The sequence below is a fragment of the Gracilibacillus sp. Marseille-QA3620 genome, from assembly GCF_054950035.1.
In genome coordinates this window covers 3,630,997-3,653,309 of record NZ_CM143102.1, presented here as the reverse complement: position 1 = coordinate 3,653,309, position 22,313 = coordinate 3,630,997, and the positions used below count along the sequence as shown (strand labels likewise).

Annotated in this window: 20 protein-coding genes and 2 riboswitches; of the genes, 15 read left to right on the top strand and 5 right to left on the bottom strand. The window is 43.1% G+C overall.

The window, feature by feature from the left end:
• Window positions 1-65 precede the first annotated feature (65 nt).
• The 13 genes from ACY8DX_RS18460 (at window position 66) to sufB (ending at window position 12,590) form a co-directional block, all read left to right on the top strand.
• Entirely contained in the window at window positions 66-401 is a 336-nt protein-coding gene (locus ACY8DX_RS18460; RefSeq protein ID WP_462405774.1) for a toprim domain-containing protein, read from the top strand.
• A gap of 28 nt (window positions 402-429) precedes the next feature.
• On the top strand, window positions 430-687 hold the full coding sequence (locus tag ACY8DX_RS18455; protein WP_462405773.1) for a thioredoxin family protein: 258 nt from the start codon (window positions 430-432) through the stop codon (window positions 685-687).
• A 134-nt stretch (window positions 688-821) separates the two neighbouring features.
• Window positions 822-931, top strand: a riboswitch (SAM riboswitch).
• An 88-nt stretch (window positions 932-1,019) separates the two neighbouring features.
• Complete coding sequence (locus tag ACY8DX_RS18450; protein ID WP_049669622.1) at window positions 1,020-2,336, top strand: O-acetylhomoserine aminocarboxypropyltransferase/cysteine synthase family protein; 1,317 nt, start codon at window positions 1,020-1,022, stop codon at window positions 2,334-2,336.
• Between the two features lie 93 nt (window positions 2,337-2,429).
• Window positions 2,430-2,547: riboswitch (SAM riboswitch) on the top strand.
• Between the two features lie 111 nt (window positions 2,548-2,658).
• Complete coding sequence (locus ACY8DX_RS18445) at window positions 2,659-3,690, top strand: methionine ABC transporter ATP-binding protein (protein WP_462405772.1); 1,032 nt, start codon at window positions 2,659-2,661, stop codon at window positions 3,688-3,690.
• Window positions 3,687-4,355 (top strand): methionine ABC transporter permease, encoded by a 669-nt coding sequence (locus ACY8DX_RS18440; RefSeq protein ID WP_462405771.1) that lies wholly within the window; start codon window positions 3,687-3,689, stop codon window positions 4,353-4,355. The genes ACY8DX_RS18445 and ACY8DX_RS18440 overlap by 4 nt, the downstream gene beginning before the upstream one ends.
• 15 nt (window positions 4,356-4,370) lie before the next feature.
• On the top strand, window positions 4,371-5,201 hold the full coding sequence (locus ACY8DX_RS18435) for a MetQ/NlpA family ABC transporter substrate-binding protein (protein ID WP_462405770.1): 831 nt from the start codon (window positions 4,371-4,373) through the stop codon (window positions 5,199-5,201).
• A 150-nt stretch (window positions 5,202-5,351) separates the two neighbouring features.
• A protein-coding gene (locus ACY8DX_RS18430; protein ID WP_462405769.1) for an IS3 family transposase occupies window positions 5,352-6,682 on the top strand; the annotation gives its coding sequence in 2 pieces (ribosomal slippage) (window positions 5,352-5,730 and window positions 5,730-6,682; 1,332 coding nt in all).
• Window positions 6,683-6,966: 284 nt separating this feature from the next.
• Window positions 6,967-7,128 carry a YuzK family famiily protein gene (locus ACY8DX_RS18425; RefSeq protein WP_462405768.1) on the top strand — a complete coding sequence of 54 codons (162 nt, stop codon included), beginning with the start codon at window positions 6,967-6,969 and terminating at the stop codon, window positions 7,126-7,128.
• Window positions 7,129-7,376: 248 nt separating this feature from the next.
• Window positions 7,377-8,162 carry a Fe-S cluster assembly ATPase SufC gene (gene sufC, locus ACY8DX_RS18420; RefSeq protein ID WP_049669625.1) on the top strand — a complete coding sequence of 262 codons (786 nt, stop codon included), beginning with the start codon at window positions 7,377-7,379 and terminating at the stop codon, window positions 8,160-8,162.
• A gap of 17 nt (window positions 8,163-8,179) precedes the next feature.
• A complete protein-coding gene (sufD, locus tag ACY8DX_RS18415) occupies window positions 8,180-9,487 on the top strand; it encodes a Fe-S cluster assembly protein SufD (RefSeq protein WP_462405767.1) in 1,308 nt (435 codons plus the stop codon).
• A complete protein-coding gene (locus tag ACY8DX_RS18410) occupies window positions 9,487-10,716 on the top strand; it encodes a cysteine desulfurase (RefSeq protein ID WP_049669627.1) in 1,230 nt (409 codons plus the stop codon). Before sufD ends, ACY8DX_RS18410 begins: the two co-directional genes overlap by 1 nt.
• Entirely contained in the window at window positions 10,706-11,137 is a 432-nt protein-coding gene (sufU, locus tag ACY8DX_RS18405; protein WP_049669628.1) for a Fe-S cluster assembly sulfur transfer protein SufU, read from the top strand. Before ACY8DX_RS18410 ends, sufU begins: the two co-directional genes overlap by 11 nt.
• Window positions 11,138-11,192: 55 nt before the next feature.
• On the top strand, window positions 11,193-12,590 hold the full coding sequence (sufB, locus tag ACY8DX_RS18400; protein WP_049669629.1) for a Fe-S cluster assembly protein SufB: 1,398 nt from the start codon (window positions 11,193-11,195) through the stop codon (window positions 12,588-12,590).
• Window positions 12,591-12,902: 312 nt separating this feature from the next.
• Here sufB and ACY8DX_RS18395 read toward each other — a convergent pair whose 3' ends face one another.
• The 4 genes from ACY8DX_RS18395 to ACY8DX_RS18380 form a co-directional block, all read right to left on the bottom strand.
• Window positions 12,903-13,421, bottom strand: coding sequence for a CueP family metal-binding protein (locus ACY8DX_RS18395; RefSeq protein WP_439802638.1), 519 nt, complete (start codon window positions 13,419-13,421; stop codon window positions 12,903-12,905).
• A 186-nt stretch (window positions 13,422-13,607) separates the two neighbouring features.
• Window positions 13,608-14,621 (bottom strand): 2-hydroxyacid dehydrogenase, encoded by a 1,014-nt coding sequence (locus tag ACY8DX_RS18390; protein WP_462405766.1) that lies wholly within the window; start codon window positions 14,619-14,621, stop codon window positions 13,608-13,610.
• A gap of 30 nt (window positions 14,622-14,651) precedes the next feature.
• Window positions 14,652-15,707 (bottom strand): AEC family transporter, encoded by a 1,056-nt coding sequence (locus ACY8DX_RS18385; RefSeq protein ID WP_439802173.1) that lies wholly within the window; start codon window positions 15,705-15,707, stop codon window positions 14,652-14,654.
• A gap of 223 nt (window positions 15,708-15,930) precedes the next feature.
• Window positions 15,931-16,233: a c-type cytochrome gene (locus tag ACY8DX_RS18380; protein WP_053103706.1), complete on the bottom strand. Its 303-nt coding sequence runs from the start codon at window positions 16,231-16,233 to the stop codon at window positions 15,931-15,933.
• A gap of 264 nt (window positions 16,234-16,497) precedes the next feature.
• On the opposite strand from ACY8DX_RS18380, the gene adhE reads away from it, so the two are divergent.
• Together adhE and ltrA are read left to right on the top strand one after the other, a co-directional pair.
• Window positions 16,498-19,101, top strand: a complete 2,604-nt coding sequence (gene adhE, locus ACY8DX_RS18375) for a bifunctional acetaldehyde-CoA/alcohol dehydrogenase (RefSeq protein WP_049669632.1) — start codon at window positions 16,498-16,500, stop codon at window positions 19,099-19,101.
• 603 nt (window positions 19,102-19,704) lie between these two features.
• Window positions 19,705-20,970 (top strand): group II intron reverse transcriptase/maturase, encoded by a 1,266-nt coding sequence (gene ltrA / locus ACY8DX_RS18370; protein ID WP_049670210.1) that lies wholly within the window; start codon window positions 19,705-19,707, stop codon window positions 20,968-20,970.
• A 732-nt stretch (window positions 20,971-21,702) separates the two neighbouring features.
• Here ltrA and ACY8DX_RS18365 read toward each other — a convergent pair.
• Window positions 21,703-22,203, bottom strand: a complete 501-nt coding sequence (locus tag ACY8DX_RS18365) for an NAD(P)H-dependent oxidoreductase (protein WP_049669641.1) — start codon at window positions 22,201-22,203, stop codon at window positions 21,703-21,705.
• Window positions 22,204-22,313 lie beyond the last annotated feature (110 nt).

The following is a 22,313-nucleotide window of genomic DNA, read 5'->3' as shown; positions in this document are numbered from 1 at the left end:
CCTTGCATGGGGTATGATACCTATAATAGAAGGAAGGCTTATAATAGCTCGGAAAAGGTGATGAAATGACGGACAAGGTCATCATTGTAGAAGGCAATCGCGACCGAAAGAAGGTATTGGCCGTTTTGGCTGAGGATATAGAAATCATTTGCACGAATGGAACAATAGGGCTTGAGAAGCTGGATGAATTAGTGGAATCTCTTGAAGATAAGGATGTATATATACTGGTGGATGCCGATGAATCTGGAGAGAAATTAAGACGTCAATTAAGAAGAGAGCTCCCGAATGCGGAGCATTTATATATAGATCGAGTGTATCGAGAGGTCGAGGATGCCCCTGCCCATCATGTTGCAGAGGTTCTAACAGAAGCCGATATTCTTGTGAAATCGTTCAATCAATAAAAGATAGAGAGAGGATCGAAGAAGATTCATGAAGAAAGCTATCTATGCGTATACCCCCTTATGCGGTACATGCCAAGTCGCAGGAAAGATGCTTGATGTGGCTAAAGAGCTAGTGTGCAATGTCGAAATCGAAAGAGTGAACTTAAATTATGCTAAGGAGCTTGCGGAACAATATCAAATTGAGAGTGTGCCATGCTTAATTCTCCTGGAAGGAGAGCTGGTGGTTGATAAAATATATGCCTTCCAGTCGGTTCCGTATCTTATTGCACGATTGCGTGATTTATAGAGTGTAAGAAAACAGTCTGTTATTTCGAGTAAACAGTCTGTTTTTTTTTTGTAGATATTAATAATTAAAAATTCAGAATTATCAATTGACTCCTTTTTTTTCCTATGCTATAGTTTTAATCAACTAAACTGAATAACTTATCGAGAGTGGCGGAGGGACTGGCCCGTTGAAGCCCGGCAACCGGTATCACTAAATGTGATGCACGGTGCTAAATCCTGCGGAATCATATTCCGGGAGATAAGGCGAGATGAATCGAATCTACCCTCTTCTCCTAAGTGAAGAGGTTTTTTATTTTCCGGGAAATCACAAAAGATGAAAAGGAGTGTCGAAGGATGGGAGAAAAGAAGAAGTATCGCTTTGAAACAGTAGGAATTCATGGAGGGCTGCAGGAGGATGCATTATCTGGAGCAAGGGCCGTGCCTATCTATCAATCCAATGCTTATTTATTTAAGGATACAGACCATGCGGCCAATTTATTCGGGTTATCAGAGCCTGGCTATATTTATACCCGGATTCACAATCCGACATCGAGTGTCCTTGAGGAAAGGGTTGCAGAGCTTGAGGGTGGAATTGGTGCGCTTGCTGTTGCGAGCGGTCAAGCAGCCGTCACATTGTCCATTTTGAATATTGCGGGTGCAGGCGATGAAATTGTGGCAGCTTCTACACTCTACGGGGGTACATATAATTTATTTGCGACAACACTCCCTAAATATGGAATAGAGGTGAAGTTTGTCGACCCAAGTGATCCGGAGAATTTCAGACAGGCTATCACGCCGAAGACGAAGGCTGTCTTTGGAGAAACAATCGGTAATCCAAGCTTGAGTGTACTGGATATTGAAAAGGTGGCAGAGATTGCCCATGAGGCTGGTATTCCGCTTATTGTTGACAATACATTTGCGACCCCGTATTTATGCCGGCCCATTGAGCATGGAGCAGATATTGTTGTTCACTCTGCAACGAAATGGCTGCTTGGGAATGGAACAACCTTAGGGGGCATTATTGTGGATGCAGGAAAGTTTGACTGGAATTCTCCGAAATTCCCAGGGTTTACGGAGCCTGATTCAAGCTATCATGACATCATTTACAGCGAGGCCATTGGGGCAGCTGCCTATATTATTAAAGCGAGAGTCCAGCTATTAAGGGATTTGGGTCCAGCCTTAAGTCCATACAATGCATTTCAATTTATTCTTGGTCTTGAAACCCTGCATGTCAGGATGAAGGAGCATATTGCCAATACTGAGGAGATCATTGAATACTTAAAGCAGCATCCAGCTGTAAGCTGGGTTCTGTATCCAGGTGATCCAGACCATCCTGATTATGAGCTCGCCAATAAATATTTGCCAAAAGGAGCGGGTGCTGTAGCTGTTTTCGGCATCAAGGGCGGAAGGGCTGCCGGAAAGACATTGATTGATACAATCGGCCTGTGGTCACATGTCGCGAATGTCGGAGATGCGAAGAGCTTGATTATTCATCCCGCAAGCACGACTCACCAGCAATTAAGGGGAGAAGATTTGAAGGCATCCGGGGTGACTGATGATCTCGTTCGTCTTTCCATCGGGATTGAGAATGTGGAGGATTTAATCGAAGAGCTTGAGCTTGCTATCGAGAAGGCAACAGGCATCAGCTCCCAATCCGTTACAACGAAATGATAGAATTTTGTGGTAAAATAAAAAGTCCTTATTGACACCTCGTTCTTCTCCATGGTAGGATAACATTCAGTAACAAGTGAATGAATCGAACGACTCTTATCCAGAGAGGTGGAGGGATGTGCCCTATGAAGCCCGGCAACCGGCAATCATGACAGCCATGATTGAAAAGGTGCCAATTCACACAGGATTATTAAGTCCTGGAAGATGAGAGAAAGGAACATGCATAAGTTAATTATTCATGCCTTTCTGCTCATAGCAGGAAGGCATTTTTTATTGAATTGGAATCTATGGAGCATAAGAGAAAGAGCAGGTGAAGGTTTAAGTGATCACGTTAAATGATGTATCCAAGACATATACAAAAACATTTAAAAAAGGTACATCCATTAAAGCCGTTGATCATGTGTCCCTATCAATTGAGCAAGGTGAGATATTTGGGATTATTGGATACAGCGGAGCTGGAAAAAGTACGCTTATCCGCATGCTAAACGGGTTGGAGAAACCGACAAAAGGAACAGTAAAGGTTGCCGGACGAGATATGGGCGCCATTAAAGGTAAGGAATTACGGAATGCTCGTAAGGAAGTGAGCATGATATTCCAGCACTTCAATCTTCTATGGTCACGGACGGTTAGTGAAAATATAGAATTTCCGCTGGAAATAGCGAGAGTGCCAAAGCATAAGAGGAAAGCTAGAGTGAAGGAGCTTATCAAGCTTGTCGGCCTTGAAGGGCGCGGAGATGCCTATCCTTCCCAATTGAGCGGCGGACAAAAGCAGCGTGTCGGCATTGCGCGTGCACTTGCCAATAATCCAAAGGTCCTTTTATGTGATGAGGCAACATCAGCACTCGATCCACAAACAACAGATGATATTCTCGATTTATTGGTTGATATCAATAAACGTTTAGGCTTAACCATTGTCCTTATCACCCATGAAATGCATGTCATTCGCAAGATTTGTCATCGTGTAGCAGTAATGGAGCTGGGCAAGGTTGTGGAAAGCGGGCAGGTGCTAGATGTGTTCAAGAAACCGGAAGCACCTATTACGAAGCGATTTGTTCAGCAGGTCACAGAGCCAGAGGAAACGAAGGAAACGATTGAGCATATGCTTGAAGCATATCCGACAGGGAAGGTTGTTCAGCTATCCTTTATTGGTGAGTCAGCGGAAACCCCAGTGCTCTCTGAGGTCATTCGTTCTTACCAAATTAACGTAAATATTCTGCAAGGGAAAATCTCTCAAACTCAAAACGGTTCCTATGGAACCTTATTCATTCATCTGGATGGAGAACAATCAGAAGTAGCGAAAGCCATCGAGTATCTCCATAATCAAGACATCGGTGTGGAGGTGATTTCAGAATGATGGAGACCTATTTTCCAAATGTCGTGTGGGAGCGTATTTCAGAGGCAACGATGGAGACGCTATACATGACAGGAATCGCTTTAGTAGCAACATTTTTCCTAGGCATTATCCTAGGCCTTCTGTTGTTCTTGACATCAAAAGGAAATCTGTGGGAAAACAAAATCATTTATGGAATTGTGGGCGCCTTTGTGAATATTTTCCGCTCTATTCCATTTATTATCTTAATCGTTTTGCTCATTCCCTTCACAAAAGCCCTCGTGGGAAGCATTATTGGGGCAAATGCGGCACTGCCGGCTTTAATCATCGGTGCGGCGCCATTTTATGCGAGAATGGTTGAGATTGGACTTAGAGAAATTGACAAAGGGGTTATTGAAGCTGCCAAGTCGATGGGGGCAACCTCGTTCACCATCATTTGGAAGGTGTTGATTCCTGAGTCATTACCAGCACTTGTGTCTGGGATAACGGTAACGGCAATCGCATTAGTTGGCTATACAGCGATGGCAGGGTTGATTGGAGCAGGCGGACTTGGTAATTTAGCTTACCTGGAAGGGTTCAGCCGAGGACAATCCGATGTAACAATAGTGGCTACCATCTTAGTATTGATCATCGTGTTTATCCTCCAATTTATTGGAGATATCATAACCAGGAAACTGGATAAACGTTAAGGGAGGAAGATGGAGTTGAAAAAGAAATTATCATTCATTTTAGTACTTTGCTTCACTTTAATATTGGCGGCTTGCGGCAGTTCAGAGGATTCAGGTTCAGGTGATGGGGATACAAAGAAATTGACTGTAGGCGCATCTAATGTTCCTCATGCAGAAATTTTGGAAAAGGCAAAGCCATTACTTGAAGAAAAGGGCATTGACTTGGAGATTGAAGTATTCACTGATTATGTAATGCCGAATAAAGCGTTAGCGGATGGATCCATTGATGCAAACTACTTCCAGCACATCCCGTATTTCGAGCAGCAGGTTGAGGAGAATGAGTATGATTTCGCTAATGCTGGCGGAATTCATATTGAGCCAATCGGCGTTTACTCCAAGAAATATGACAGCTTAGATGACCTGCCAGAAGGGGCTGAAATTATTATGAGCAGCTCCGTTGCTGACCACGGCCGTATCCTATCTATGCTTGAGACAGAAGGTTTAATCACATTGAAGGAAGATGTGAATAAAGTGAAAGCCACTGTAGATGATATTGAGAAAAACCCTAAGAAATTGAAATTTAAAACAGACATTGAAGCACCAATGCTTACTCAAGTCTACAATAATGATGAAGGCGATGCAGTCTTAATCAACTCCAACTATGCGATTGACGCAGATCTTGTCCCAGCTGAGGATGCAATCGCACTTGAAAGTCCTGAAGATAACCCGTACGTAAACATTATTGCGGTTCGTACGGAAGATAAGGATAATGAAGCAATCAAGACATTGGTTGAAGTCCTTAAATCCGATGAGATTAAAGACTTCATCAATGAAGAATATAAAGGTTCTGTCATTCCGGCAGAATAAAAAAATACAAAAGGTGCATGTCCGATTCTGAACTGAACCCTGAATAGTGGACACTTTAAAAAAAGTGGACCCTATTCGGGGTTTTCCTATTCTCTTTCCGGAAAACTCCCGTTATACTAACATTACGATTTTTAGAACGGAGTATTTTTCATGAGTAAGATTATCTTTAATGAACACCAACAGAGACTACTAGAAGCTAACCCAAACGTTAAAGCCGTGACCGACCGCACCATTCAGTATACCCCTGACTTTAAACTGCAGGCGGTTAAACAAAACCATTCTGGGAAAGGCCCCGCGGAAATATTTCGAGAAGCAGGTTTTAATTTAGAGGTGATTGGCATAAAAAAAGCCCAAAGTGCCTTGGCTCGTTGGCGCAGAACCTACCAAGTATACGGAGAAAATGGCTTTTTAGAGGAACGTCGAGGAAAAGCGAGTAAAGGTCGCCCCAAGAGAGAGAATGCCTCTGCCGAGAAAAAGCTAGCCCAGGCGGAAGCCCGTATTCGCCTGTTAGAGGCGGAATTGACCTTACTAAAAAAGCTAGACGAGTTGGAAAGGCAGGCGAAGAAGAATCGTCGTTAAAAGCCCGAGAGAAATACCAAGTCATCAATGAGACGATTCGGCTCTATCAATTGAAGAACATGGTCCGTTACTTATGTGAAGTGGCCAAAGTGAGTCCAAGCGGCTATTACAAGTGGCTTCAGAATGCAGAAAAACAAGCTGTTCGAGAGGAATCCGATTATCAGGATTATGTCTTTCTGAAAGAGATTTATGATGAGGCTCAAGGGAAAATCGGCTATCGAGGCTTATATATGGAAGCCGCTGAGAAAGCCGGTCAGCCGATGAACCACAAGAAAATCCTGCGTTTGATGCGCAAGTTTCACTTTTTTGCCAAGGTACGGAGAGCGAATCCTTACCGCACGATGGCTAAGGCAACAGAGGTTCACCGTCAGGTACCCAACCACTTGAACCGCCAGTTTGACCAGCAGGAACCAGGGAAGGTCTTCTTGACCGACATCACCTACCTGCAAATCCGGGGTGGGAAGACGGCTTATTTGTCTTGCGTGAAGGATGTGGCGACACGAGAAATCGTCGCCTACGAACTCTCGACAAGCCTGCAGATGGAGATTGTCTACCGAACATTAACGAAGTTAGAAAGCTTTTATGAGAATCGATTACATCCAGAAGCGATGATCCATTCCGATCAAGGTTTCCATTACACTCATCCTGAATATCAATCTCGCGTGAAAGAAATGGGGCTCTTACAATCCATGTCACGAAGGGGAAACTGCCTTGACAACGCTCCGATGGAATCCTTCTTTGGACATATGAAAGACGAAGTTCCTTATAAGCAAGCAAACAGTATAGCAGAACTTAAATACTTGATTGATGATTACATGGATCACTATAACAACACGAGAAAGCAATGGACATTAAAGAAGATGACTCCGGCAGCTTACCGAAGTCATCTCATCGCCGCCTAAACACGGCACATCCCTTTTTATTAAACTGTCTACTTTATAGGGTTCAGTTCATTCATTTCGGAATGCACCTTTTTTCTTCTATTATATATACCTGCTTGATAAGACATATCGTCCGGCATTTCTCAGAATGATGAAGCAATTCCATTGAGAAATCGACGAAATCACTTTTAACAATCGCTCAGCGTGGTATATAGACATTGAGAGCTCTCTAATAAAGTGATAACCTTAACTTAATAATTCGAAAGGGATGATTCATTATTTTTGACAATCAGCTGCATCTCAGAGTGACGAACGAAATGGAAAAGGCTATGAGGCAGGCGCACGGAGTTGGATATGAGGTGTACAACCAGAAGTTAGATGTGCGCATGCGAGTAGAGGAACGACGAGAAGACAGTTATTTGAAAAGTAATGAGATTGTAAATGATCTGAATCGACGAGTCTTCTAATTTTAGAAGATATTATAGAAAAATGGGAAAGAACCAGCATACAATTGCTGGTTCTTTTCTTTCTCATAATTTAACTTTATAATAGCCTTACGCAGTAATTGTTATGGCAGGAGAATGTAGTTTTTTCAAGGATTTTTAAGGGCTCAAAAAGTTGAATCCAGATTCTATTTGTTATAATATTGGAATGAGAATAAATTGAGAATAGAAACAATCTAACTTTAGATAACTATATTATTGGAGGTATAAGTATGGCTGGTTCAGTACTTACAATTAAAGATTTACATGTTGCAATTGATGGCAAAGAAATTCTGAAAGGTGTTAACCTTGAAGTTAAAGGTGGAGAAATCCATGCAATCATGGGTCCTAACGGTACAGGGAAATCTACATTGTCCTCTGCAATCATGGGCCACCCTAAATACGAGGTAACAAGCGGATCAATCACAATGGACGGCGAAGATGTGCTTGAAATGGAAGTTGATGAGCGCGCTAAAGCAGGTCTATTCCTAGCAATGCAATATCCAAGCGAAATCTCCGGCGTAACAAACGCTGATTTCATGCGTTCTGCCATCAACAGCAAACGCGGTGAAGGGAACGAAATTTCCTTGATGAAATTCATCAAAGAAATGGATAAGAAAATGGACCTTCTAGAAATGGACCAAGATATGGCACAGCGTTACCTCAATGAAGGTTTCTCCGGCGGTGAGAAAAAGCGTAATGAAATTCTTCAATTAATGATGCTTGAGCCGGCTATTGCCATTCTTGATGAAATTGACTCCGGTCTTGATATCGATGCCCTTAAAGTTGTTTCTAAAGGAATCAACCAAATGAGAGGCGAAGACTTCGGATGCTTAATGATCACTCACTACCAACGCTTATTGAACTACATCACACCTGATTATGTTCACGTTATGATGCAAGGTAAGATTGTGAAATCCGGTGGTGCAGAGCTGGCACAGCGTCTAGAGGCTGAAGGCTATGAGTGGATTAAGGAAGAGCTAGGCATTGAAGACGAAACAGTAGAAATCGAAGCTTAAGCAATAGGAGGATCATTATGACAACAGAAACTACGTTACCAATTGAAAAAGATGCAATCACTTCTTTTTCAAAAGCACATAGTGAGCCTGCTTGGCTAGAAAGCCTTCGTCTTGAAGCCCTTTCTGAAGCCAGTGTGACTCCTATGCCAAAACCAGATAAAACAAAAATCGATAAATGGAATTTAGAGGATATGAAAGTGAGCGCGATTGACAGTGAGCCGTATGCTGATCTTGATGGGCTCGCTGATGAAGTGAAAAGCTTGCTTAATCCAGCGGAGGACAGAAGCCTCTATATCCAAAGAAACCATACAGCTGCACACCTGACACTTTCGAAAGAACTTCAGGAAAAAGGCGTTATCTTCATGAATCTTCAAGCTGCAGCAAAGGAACATCCTGAGCTTGTTCAAAAATACTTCATGACGAAGAGTGTTCCAGTTACAACAAATAAATTGACTGCTCTTCATGCAGCGTTATTCAATGGCGGCGTCTTCTTGTATGTACCTAAGAATGTCGTGATTGAAGAGCCTATTCAAGCAGTCTTTGTTATTGATAATAAAGAAGCAGACCTATATAACCACGTATTGATCGTTGCAGAGGATAACAGCTCTGTTACGTATGTGGAAAACTATATATCCTTAGCAGACGGCAAGCCGGTTCTTGGAAACTTAATTTCTGAGGTCATTGTCGGAAACAATGCACAAGTAAAATACGGTGCAGTGGATACCCTATCTAAGGATATGCAAACATATGTCAACCGTAATGCATATGTTGAGAATGACGGCCGCGTTGAGTGGGCGCTTGGCTTGATGAATGACGGTAATACAATTTCTGAAAACATCACAAACCTTCATGGAAATGGAGCGTATGGTGATACAAAAACAGTCGTTGTCGGAACAGGGAACCAAATCCAGAACTTCACAACGAAGGTTATTCATTTCGGTAAACATTCTAACGGCTATATCTTGAAGCATGGGGTTATGAAAGATGCTGCTTCATCTATCTTCAACGGCATCGGCAAAATTGAACATGGTGCAACGAAAGCAGATGCGGTTCAAGAATCACGCGTATTGATGCTTAGCCCAGAGGCGCGCGGGGATGCAAACCCGATTCTTCTTATTGATGAAGATGATGTAACAGCAGGTCACGCAGCTTCCGTTGGACGCGTCGATCCAACTCAGCTTTACTACTTGATGAGCAGAGGAATCGCAAAAACAGAAGCAGAGCGCTTGATCATTCACGGCTTCTTAGCTCCTGTTGTTAATCAATTACCTGTAGAAGCAGTTAAGAAACAATTGACTGAGGTAATTGAAAGGAAAGTTAAGTAATGATCAGACCTGATATTAAAGAGCTTTTTCCCATCCTTAAGCAAGAAGTCAATGGTCATGAACTTGTTTATCTAGATAGTGCAGCGACATCACAGAAGCCGCTATCTGTCATTCAGACCATCGAAGACTACTATAAACGCTATAATTCCAATGTCCATCGCGGTGTTCATACATTAGGAACCATCGCGACGGATGCTTATGAAAATGCGCGCGAGAAGGTAAGAAAGTTCATTAATGCCCATTCTATTGAGGAGGTTGTTTTCACAAGAGGGACAACAACCTCCATCAATACGGTTGCCGTCAGCTATGGACGAGCTAACCTGAAGCCTGGAGATGAAATTGTCATCAGCATGATGGAGCATCATAGCAATATCATTCCATGGCAGCAAACAGCTAAGGCCACAGGGGCAACCTTAAAGTACATTCCCCTGCAGGAAGACGGCACGATTTCACTTGAGGAAGCAAGAAAGGTAATTACACCTAACACGAAAATCGTCTCTGTTATGCATGTGAGCAATGTTCTAGGCGTTATCAACCCAGTGAAGGAACTAGCGGAGATTGCCCATGAAAACGGGGCGGTCATGGTCGTGGATGGAGCACAAAGTGCCCCGCATATTAAAGTGGATGTCCAAGATCTTGATTGTGACTTTTTCGCTTTTTCAGCTCATAAGATGTGCGGGCCGACTGGTGTCGGTGTCCTATACGGAAAGAAAAAATATCTAGAAGAGATGGAGCCAGTTGAATTCGGCGGAGAAATGATTGACTTCGTAGGATTGCAAGACTCCACTTGGAAAGAGCTTCCGTGGAAGTTTGAGGCGGGAACGCCGATAATCGCTGGGGCAATCGGACTTGGAGCTGCAATTGATTTTGTGAATGAAATCGGACTCGAAAATATCGAAGCGCATGAACATAAGCTTGCTGCCTATGCTCTTCGGAAATTAGGGGCTATCGAAGGACTCACCATCTATGGTCCGAAAAACCCCGAAGCAAGAGCTGGCGTTATTACATTTAATCTTGATGATGTCCATCCGCATGATGTTGCTACCGTTCTGGATTCAGAGGGTATTGCTATCAGAGCAGGACATCACTGTGCACAGCCATTAATGAAATGGTTACATGTTTCGTCAACGGCACGGGCAAGCTTCTATCTATACAACACAGAACAAGACGTCGACCGCTTGGCCGAAGGACTCGTTAAAACAAAGGAGTATTTCAGTAATGGCTTCTAATAATTTAGATAACCTTTACAGACAAGTAATCATGGATCACTATAAGAATCCCCGCAATAAAGGGTCTCTTGAAGGGGATAGCCTAGTGATTGACATGAATAACCCAACTTGCGGAGATCGAATCCACTTAACTCTTCAGGTGGAGGATGGCATTGTCAAGGATGCAAAGTTTGATGGTGAAGGATGTTCCATCTCCATGTCCTCTGCTTCTATGATGACGCAAACCATCAAAGGCAAGAGTGTGGATGAGGCAATGAAGCTTGCTTCCATTTTCTCTGATATGATGCAAGGCAAGGATTATGATGAAGATAATCTAGACCTCGGTGATATAGAAGCCCTCCAAGGCGTAAATAAGTTCCCGGCACGAATCAAATGTGCCACACTTGCTTGGAAGGCAATGGAAAAAGGTCTGAAGGAATAAATAAAACACGGGTTAGAGGATTTCCTTTAACCAGAAAGAATGGAGGAAGCGATCAATGGCAAAAAAAATGCCTGAAATCGGTGATTATAAATACGGCTTTCATGATAAGGACGTTTCCATCTTCCGTTCTAAACGCGGCCTAACAAAAGAGATCGTTGAAGAGATCTCCCGCATGAAGAACGAACCGCAATGGATGCTTGACTTCCGCTTGAAGTCACTTGAACATTTCTACAAAATGCCTATGCCGCAATGGGGCGGTAACCTTAACGGGCTTAACTTTGACGAAATCACGTACTATGTTAAGCCATCTGAGAAATCAGAGAAATCTTGGGATGAAGTACCTGAAGAAATCAAACGTACATTTGATAAATTAGGGATTCCTGAAGCGGAACAAAAATACTTGGCTGGTGTCTCTGCCCAATATGAATCAGAAGTTGTTTACCACAACATGAAGGAAGACCTCGAAGAAATGGGTATTATCTTCAAGGATACAGATTCGGCTCTCCGTGAGAATGAAGATATCTTCCGTGAACACTGGGCAAAGGTTATCCCGCCATCTGACAATAAGTTCGCAGCACTGAACTCAGCAGTATGGTCAGGCGGATCATTCATCTATGTACCGCCTGGCGTGAAAGTGGATACGCCATTACAGGCTTACTTCCGCATCAACTCTGAAAACATGGGTCAATTCGAGCGTACATTGATCATTGTTGATAAAGATGCATCTGTGCACTATGTTGAAGGATGTACAGCACCAGTTTACACAACAAACTCCCTTCACAGTGCGGTCGTTGAAATCATCGTGAAAGAAAATGCGTACTGCCGTTATACAACCATCCAAAACTGGGCAAACAACGTATACAACTTGGTTACAAAACGTACCGTTGTTGAAGCGAACGGAACAATGGAATGGGTTGACGGAAACATCGGTTCTAAGCTTACAATGAAATACCCTGCATGTATCCTTAAAGGCGAAGGCGCGCGCGGCATGACCTTGTCCATCGCAATCGCTGGTAAAGGTCAGCATCAGGATGCAGGTGCGAAAATGATGCACTTAGCACCAAACACTTCTTCCACAATTGTTTCGAAATCTATTTCTAAACAAGGCGGAAAAGTAACCTACCGCGGTATTGTCCACTTCGGCAAGAAAGCGGACGGCGCACGCTCTAACATCGAGTGTGACACACTCATTATGGATAATGAATCTACTTCAGATACAATTCCATACAATGAGATTCATAATGATAATATCTCCCTTGAGCACGAAGCAAAGGTTTCCAAGGTTTCTGAAGAACAATTATTCTATTTGATGAGCCGCGGAATCTCTGAGCAAGAAGCGACAGAAATGATCGTTATGGGCTTCATTGAGCCATTCACTAAAGAATTGCCAATGGAATATGCTGTTGAAATGAACCGCCTAATCAGCTTTGAAATGGAAGGTTCCATCGGTTAATATCGTATAAAAAGCCTTGGTAGACACTTGTTTACCAAGGCTTTTTCTATTTCACATTATAGGTCAGTCTATTTATAAGACTACCCTCAAGGAAATGACGAGAGACGAAGAAGCATAGCAATCAGAGGAACGAAGAGAAGTTTTCCTAATAGAAATAGCTCCACTTGATAAATGGATAAGCCGTGTCCTTTTATCAAGTGGAGCTATCTTTGTGAAGACAATAGAAAGGCCTGTCAGAAGAGGGACGGTGAAAAACGAGCCAAGTTCTTGAGCGAGGCTATCGTTTTTGGCAAATGACAGGAAGAGTAAATTTTACGATAACTGCATGGTTGTAATACAAGTATTGTCGCCTTCAAAAGTGGAGAGCTCAGATATGGCTGTTTTCCCATCAAATTCAATCTTCACTGTATAGGTTTGATCACGGGGCAACCATAAATCGATGAAACCATTTTTGTATGACTTCTTGGTTTCATTCATAACTACATGACCTTCCTCATCTTGTATGTATAAATTGAATTCCTTTTCAGCTAATTCTCCTTGGCAGCCGGTTAAGCTGTGATTGGTGCAAGGGTGGGTATTGGTGATAAATGGTGCGATTGATACAAAAAACTCATCCTCTGGAAGGTCATACACTGTTTCTTTATCCTCACCCTTTACAAGAAGTTCCTTCGATGTGATGGAAGCAGATTCATCATCCGAATTTCCAACACTGTAATCATGGACCATTTTCTTGATATTCTGTGTTTCCCGATCAATTGCTTCATGCTCTCCACAAGCAGAGACTAGCAGGACGAGCAATAAGCTAAGTGCTGTCAGCAGCCCTTTTTTCATCTAATTGGTCAACTCCTATTTATGAAAGTGGGTGTTAAACTGGGTATTATTTTAGCATAAATGACTCTTTAGCAGAATGAATAAATGGAATTATATTGAATTTTTGTTAATGAGAAAGGGCTGCTCCAACAATCAATCTTCACTGACTGTTGGGGCAGCCCTTTTTTTGGTATGGTCGAAGTTCAATTAAGCAAATGCGGTCATAGGTACTTCATGCTTTGCTTGGCCGTCCGTTAATACGGCGTAGAAATTATTGAAGCTTGTTTCAATCATGTTAGAAAGAGCTTCATCCGTATTGGAACCGACATGAGGCGTAACAAGGACACGCGGATACATTTCCACCAGTTTTTGAACAGTTGGGTCCGGGAATGAGTGCCAAGGCTCAAACTGTTTGAAGAAGATATCCGTCTCGTTAGCAAAGACATCTGTGCCGAAACCGTCTAGATGATTGCTTTCTAGTGCTTTTAAGATTGCCTTGTTATCTTGTAATTCACCGCGAGCCGTATTGATTAGAATGGAGCCGCGCTTCATTTTTGAAAGGAATTCTTCGTTGATCATGTTCTCGTTTTGGCCAGGGATGTAAGGGACGTGGATTGTTACGATATCGCTGGCTTGCAATAAGGAGTCTAAATCCATGTAGGTTAACACTTCTTTAGCAGCTTCATTTTCAAAAATATCGTAGCCTACTACATTTGCCCCGAGGCCTTTAAATAATTTCGCTTCAGTTAAGCCGATGCGGCCTGTACCAATGATACCGACTGTGCAATTGCGAATCTCTTTGCTGAACATCGTGCTATCTACAAGGAAGTTTTTGTGAGCAGTTCTAACTGTTGTATAAGCAGTACGACGCAGAAGCATCATAGCGAGCGTTAATGTTAATTCAGCAATCGCATTTGGAGAATAGGATGGAACGTGTGCCACTGGCATGTTGTATTTTTTTGCTGCCTTCAAATCAATGTGATTGTAGCCAACCGTTCTGGTAAATACGTATTTAACTCCATAGTGGGACAATCTCTTTAGATTGATCTCATCAGCAATACAATTTCCTCGTAAAAGGACAGCAGCATGTCCCTTTGCTGTATCCACATTTTGATGAGTTAATAGATCTTCAATTAAGGTAAGCTCATAGTTATGTTTATTCAGCTTATGGAAGAATGGGACTTCGTTAGGACGAACTCCATAACAGGCAATTTTAATCATGGTTTTATCTCCTTTTATGGTCGGAATTTATTAGAAAAGACCGACCTTATTGATGATTTCAAGAATAATAATCCAAAATGGCGTAAGCAGAACAGCTGTGATGGTAGAAAGAAGCGAGGCATTTGATGCCATAATGGCCTCTTTATCAAAGCTGATGGCATAAGCAGCTGCAACTGTTGCCGTAGGTGTAGCCATCATGATAACAATCGTTGCAAGAGCTTCAAAGCTGACAGGCAGAATGTTCGTTACTGTCAAAACAGCAAGGAAAGCAATATTGATCGCCGGTACGAGCAATACTTTAATGGAGCTGTAGTACCAAGAAGTTTTGCAAGATGCGGCTGATTTAAAGCTGATTTCCCCTAAAGTTGCCCCGATGGAAAGCCATGCAAGCGGAGAAGCGATATTAGCTAAGTAGGTCATTGGCTTATGTAGCCAGATAGCTGTTTGGTCAATTCGCAAGAACGCCACTGAAGCGGCAGTTCCTTCAGCTGTTGTAACAGTCACCTGTGGCATATAGCCTTGGAAGATCCAGATGAAAAGACCAGCGAATGTCGCAATGACAATCGGATTAAGGAACATCGTTTTAATATTTTTCAGTTCCATTTTCAAGCCGCTCATTTTGATATAGCCATAGGAATAAAGGAAGATACGATACCCGATATTGAAAATGGAACTGAACATAACTCCGACAGGACCATAAATGGCACTGACAATTGGAATACCAAAAAAGGTAGTGGAGCCGAAAATCGTCAATACACGCAATGTGTCTTGCTTGTCTGCATGATAGCGTAGGAAGAAAGGCTTAGAGATAAAGATTAAAATAATGTAAATGGCAATTCCCCAAATGAGTACATTCATGCCCTGCTTTAAGGTTTCAGGATTGATATCCTGCATAAAGGCATTGAAGGCAAGAGCAGGTAAAGCTACCGTTAATACAACATTACTGAGGAGCTTGCTAACCTGAGAGGAGAAAATTTCTTTTTTTCTTAAGAAGAAACCTAACAGAATGATTAGAACAGTAGATGCAATCGCACCGATGAACGCTGAATCTGATAAGGTGGTTTTAAAAATATCAAATAGATTCATTGATGAATACCTCCAGTTAATGTGAATAATTTCACATTCTTGTTTGTGGCTGAACAGCTTGTTTCCGGAACAAGGCTAATTATAGGAGGCGCAAAGCTTGGAGAAAACCATTTGTAACTAAAGAAAGTAAAGATAATAACGAAAGAAATGTAAACAGGAACAACAAAACGGGACATTGATATGCCCCGTTTAATCAGCAGAGTTTGCACTTCATGCAAAGTATTTATTTTTTCTCGGCCAGCCATGCTGCGACATTCTCAGCCTCTTCACCCTTAATGATTCCTGCAGGCATGCCCCGTCCGCCCTTATTGATCATCTCAAGTATTTCATCCTTGTCCATTTTGGTGCCAATGTTCACAAGTTCAGGTCCTGCATAGCCTTCCAGCGTCTTGCCGTGGCAGGAGGCGCAGTTATTTTGGTAAATCCGTTCTTCTTCGGTCACATTTGCAGTGTTCGTTTCTTCATCAGAGGAGCATGCCCCTAATAAGAAGAGGAGCGGAATGGAGAGCAATGCTTTCTTATACATAGAAATCTCCTTTCTGTACATATATTGCTTGTGATTGTGGTATTCCACACTAATTTTAACATTTCTTCCTGATATTACGGAAAGAAAGTGATTGAGCTCCTATCTTTGTGAAATGTTTCACAAAATTGCCAAAGACAAATGATGATTTTTCAGATAAAATAAAAGTATCAGATGAGGTTATATTTTTTAGTCTGAAAGGGACAGTAATTGACCATGAGGGACAATAATTGCCCCGAAAGAGTATTCCATAGGGAGGAACTATCCATGGCTATTAAAGAAAGAGAAATTGAAGAAGTCCTATCTGTAACGGAAATGATTGATGAATTGGTTGTGAAAGGGAAAGAAGCTCTACATGTGCTCGAAACCTTTGATCAAGAGAAAATTGACGAAATCGTTCATCAAATGTCCATCGCAGGTCTTGACCAGCATATGCCGCTAGCAAAAATGGCAGTGGAAGAAACAGGCCGCGGAATCTACGAAGATAAATGCATCAAAAACATATTTGCAACTGAATACATCTGGCACAGCATTAAATACAACAAAACAGCCGGAGTCATCAATGAAGATGAGCAAACAGGCGTTGTTGAAATCGCTGAGCCTGTGGGAATCGTTGCAGGTGTAACACCAGTTACAAACCCTACTTCTACCACGATGTTCAAAGCATTAATCTCTATCAAAACGCGTAACCCAATTATTTTCGCCTTCCATCCATCTGCGCAAGAGTCTTCTAAGCGAGCAGCAGAAATCTTACACGATGCAGCAGTCAAAGCAGGAGCTCCTGAAGGATGTATTCAATGGATTGAGAAGCCTTCCATTGAAGCAACAAAACAGCTTATGAACCATAAGGATGTTGCACTAGTATTAGCAACAGGCGGAGCTGGCATGGTCAAATCTGCATACTCTACTGGTAAACCAGCACTTGGCGTTGGCCCAGGAAATGTCCCTTGTTATATTGAAAAATCAGCTAAGGTCAAACGTGCCGTTAATGATGTCATCCTCTCTAAAACATTTGATAACGGAATGATTTGTGCCTCAGAGCAAGCCATCATCGTTGACACGGAAATCTATGATGAAGTGAGAAATGAATTCATCCTCAATAACTGCCACTTCGTCAATGCAACTGAATTGAAAAAACTAGAACGACTAGTTATTAATAAAGATACATGTGCCGTAAACCCTGGCATCGTTGGTAAACCTGCAGCTGAAATCGCAGCTATGGCAGGCTTTAAAGTACCAGCTGATACAAAAATATTGATTGCTGAACTTGAAGGAGCAGGTGCTGATTACCCGCTATCAAGAGAAAAGCTTAGCCCAGTGCTTGCCTGCATCCGCGTAAATTCTACTGAGGAAGGCTACCAAACATGCATGAACATGCTGAACCTTGGCGGTCTTGGACACTCTGCTGTTATTCACAGCACAGATAAAGATGTACAAATGGAATACGGAAAACGAATGAAAGCTTGCCGTATTATCGTCAATGCTCCATCTGCACAAGGCGGTATCGGTGACATCTACAACGGCTTCATTCCTTCCCTGACACTAGGCTGCGGATCTTACGGAAATAACTCTGTATCAGAGAACGTATCTGCAACTCACTTAATCAATGTGAAGAAAATGACTCAACGCCGCAATAACATGCAATGGATCAAATTGCCGCCTAAAGTTTATTTCGAAAAATATTCTACACAATACTTGGCCAAAATGCCACGTATCAAACGTGCCTTCATCGTAACCGATGAAGGGATGGTCCGCCTCGGATATATAGACATTGTTAAAGAATATTTACGTAAAAACAAAGGCATTGAAGCGGTAGAAATGTTCTCAGATGTAGAACCAGACCCAAGTGATGAAACAGTATTCAAAGGCGCTAAATTAATGCATGCCTTCCAGCCGGATGTCATCATCGCCATCGGCGGAGGCTCCGCAATGGATGCTGCAAAAGGAATGTGGCTCTTCTATGAACAGCCTGAAACAACCTTCTTCGGCATCAAACAAAAATTCTTGGATATCCGTAAACGTACCTTCAAATATCCAGAACTAGGTGGAAAAGCGCAATTCGTTGCCATCCCAACTACATCCGGTACAGGATCAGAGGTAACACCATTTGCGGTTATCACAGACAAAGAAACAAACGTCAAATACCCATTAGCGGATTACGCTTTAACACCTGATGTGGCCATCATCGACTCTCAATTCGTCATGACCGTACCAAAAAGCATCACGGCTGACACAGGTATGGACGTACTAACTCATGCGATTGAAGCCTATGTATCCGTAATGGCGAGTGACTACACAGACGGTCTTGCCCTAAAAGCAATCGACCTCGTGTTCAAATACTTGAAAGCATCCTATGATAACAACAAGGATGAAGAAGCACGTGAAAAAATGCATAACGCATCCTGCATGGCCGGAATGGCATTCTCTAACGCATTCCTCGGCATTAACCACAGCCTTGCGCACAAAATCGGAGCAGAATTCCACATTCCGCACGGCCGTGCCAACGCCATCCTAATGCCGCACGTCATCCGCTACAACGCTATTCGTCCAAGGAAGCACGCCCTCTTCCCTAAATACGAAAGCTACTGCGCAGATGAACGCTATGCACAAATCGCCAGAATGCTCGGACTCCCTGCTTCTACAACAGAAGAAGGCGTCAATTCTCTAGTGAATGCTGTCATCGAACTCGGTAAATCACTCGACATTGACATGAGCATGAAAGGCCAAGGCGTACAAAAAGATGAACTAGACAGCAAACTAAACCGCTTGGCAGAACGTGCATTTGAAGACCAATGTACAACAGCCAACCCTAAATTGCCGCTTATCTCAGAGCTAGAAGACATTTTGAAAGCAGCATATAAAGGTGTTTAATTAAAGAGTTGAAATATGGAAGAAGACAGCCGGATGGCTGTCTTCTTTTTTAGTGTGCCCGGCATGGGTGTAAGCTTTAGGGTGAAAGTCCCGAGCCTCGAAGGCAGTAGTAGGGGTTAGCCAAAGACAAGGGTGTCCGTGGTGACGCGGAATCTGAAGGAAGTTGGAGGCAAATCTCCGCCCCAAGGAACACGAACTGCATACAAGGCTAGCTGTCATTGAGTGAGTTTGCTAAACAAAACAAAGCTCTTACTGCCGAAGGTGATAGAGAGTAAATGCAGTGGGGACATGGAGAGAAAGCGTGCGCCCTTACCCGGGGAGGTCTGATGGAGATGTGAAGTACCCTTCATAACCTGTCTAGTGATAGGCAGCTGAACCATCAGAAGTCAGCTGAGGTCATAGTACGAATCGGTCTAGAACGATTCGGAAGGACCGAACAATCAAGAGAGAATAGCCCTTGGCATTCAGTCTGTCATGATGACCATAGAAAACGTAAGAGACCTCACGAGAAGAAGGATGCGGTGAATCCCGCAGGGGACTTCCCGGAGGATGGAGTGACGGCTGGCATAAGAAGATAAGCTATTCACGGAAGGAAGAAACGAGATGCTTTTGAATCAAATCCTGTCACGGGAGAATATGCTTCTCGCATTAAAGCGAGTCGAAAAGAATAAAGGAAGTCATGGAGTAGATAAGATGCCCGTACAAAACCTACGTCAGCACTTAGTCGAAAATTGGTCTTCCATCAGAGAAGCTATTCTGGAGGGAACCTACGAACCGATGCCAGTCCGAAGAGTCGAAATCCCGAAACCTGATGGCGGCTTCCGGCTACTGGGAATCCCTACCGTGACAGACCGTTTGATTCAACAGGCGATAGCCCAAGTGGTATCGAAGATATACGACCCCATGTTCTCCGAACATAGTTATGGCTTCCGACCAAACCGGAGTGCCCATGACGCTGTACGGAAGGCGAAGGGCTACATCCAAGAAGGATACAGATGGGTAGTAGACATGGACTTGGAGAAGTTCTTTGACAAGGTCAATCATGACCGACTAATGAGCACGTTGGCAAAGAGAATCGATGAGAAACCTCTATTGAAACTAATTCGCCGGTATTTACAAGCTGGAGTGATGATCAATGGAGTGGTTACCAGTATGGAGAAAGGAACTCCTCAGGGAGGTCCCCTAAGCCCCTTACTTTCAAATATTGTCCTAGATGAATTGGATAAAGAATTAGAAAGCCGGGAACATCGATTCGTACGCTATGCGGATGATTGCAATATCTACGTGAAATCCAAGCGTGCAGGTGAACGAACCTTGGCCAGCATTCAACGACTCATTGAGGGGAAGCTCCGATTGAAAGTGAATGAGAAGAAGTCAGCGGTAGGCCGACCTTGGAAACGTAAGTTTCTGGGGTTTACTTTCGCATCGACGAAAGAGCCAAAAATTCGCATCGCAAAAGCGAGCATCCAGCGAATGAAGGAGAAGGTCCGGAAAATCACTTCCAGGAAGATGCCTTACCCAATGGAATACCGGATTCAGAAACTGAACCAGTATCTAACCGGATGGTGTGGATACTTCGCGTTAGCCGATACGAAGGCTATTTTTGGATTGTTGGATAAATGGATACGCAGAAGGTTGCGAATGTGCTTGTGGAAGAACTGGAAGAACCCAAAGGCGAAGATAAGGTACCTCATGAACCTAGGTGTTCCGAAAGGAAAAGCTTATGAATGGGGGAACAGTCGGAAAGGCTATTGGCGTATCTCGAAAAGTCCAATATTACACAAAGCCCTCGGCAATACCTATTGGTATTCCCAAGGGCTCAAAAGTCTACAAGGTCGGTATGAAACCTTGCGTCATCAACTTGATTGAACCGCCGTATACGGGACCGTACGTACGGTGGTCTGAGAGGTCGGGGGTTAGTCGCCCCCTCCTACTCGATTGGGGAAGGGGTGATGGAAAGATGGGAGAGGCATTGGGAAAGCCAGGAAATGCCCATGCTTTCTCAGGCCAGAGGGTGGAAAGGTAGGAGAAAGCATGCAGACTGTTTATCAAGGAAGATTTGATCAATTACGATCAAAAAAGCTGATATAAGGGAAAAGAATGTCTGTTCACCTATTACCAGCATTTTTTCGTTCAATATAGTAGATTCATTCCTATTTTGATGGCATATAAAGCACTGGCTCCTAATCTCATTCTTCTATATAATTTGGAGAAATATCTTCTCGATTTTTTGTGGGATTTATATGGTTAAACCCTATGTGAAGGGCATCATTAGAGAAGACCCACCCAAAGCCCGTGCAAAGGGTAGGAAGGGTGGTCAAAGGGTGGTCATCGTCAGAGAAAGCCCACCCAAAGCCCATGCAAAGGGTAGGAAGGGTGGTCAAAGGGTGATCATCGTCAGAGAAAGCCCACCCAAAGCCCGTGCAAAGGGTAGGAAGGATGGTCAAAGGGTGGTCATCGTCAGAGAAAGCCCACCCAAAGCCCATGCAAAGGGTAGGAAGGGTGGTCAAAGGGTGGTCATCGTCAGAGAAGACCCACCCAAAGCCCACCCAAAGAGTATAAAGGGTGGGCAAAAGGTGACCAAGCCAGAAAGTATAACAATCAAATCCTGCCCGCAAACCGAGCGGCTGATTCGACCGCTTCCTTTGTGGTGGTTGGGCCATAAATGGTGTAGAAGCCTTTGTAGTCAGCGTTCGTATAGTGGAAGGTCATTTTAAAGGGCAGTAGAATGTCTTCTATTGTTTCGCCTGGTGCTTCGTATTGAGTTGCGTCAGCTCCTGTTGTGACGAGGAGGGCGAAGGGCTTATTTTCTAAGGCATGGCCTTCCGGTCCGTATGCCCAGTTGAAGGCGAAGGTTTCGTCAATCCATTTCTTTAAGAGGGATGGGCAGCTGTACCAATAGATAGGGAATTGGAGAATGATTGAATCGTGTTCTTCGATTAACCTTTGTTCGGCTTCGATATTGATTTGTTCGTCGGGATAGGTTTCATAGAGATTGTGGATGGTGAATTGTTCCGGCTGTTTGTTTAATTCATCAATAACTTGTTTGTTTAGGCTGGATTGTGCCATGTTTGGGTGTGCTAGGATGACTAATGTATTCATGATGATATCATTCCTTCCTGAAGTTGTTTGTGGTGTTATGTTCCCCTCCTTTTGAGTTTACTGAATGGTGATTTTTGTGTAAAAGACAATTAGTGCCGTTGATGTCAGAT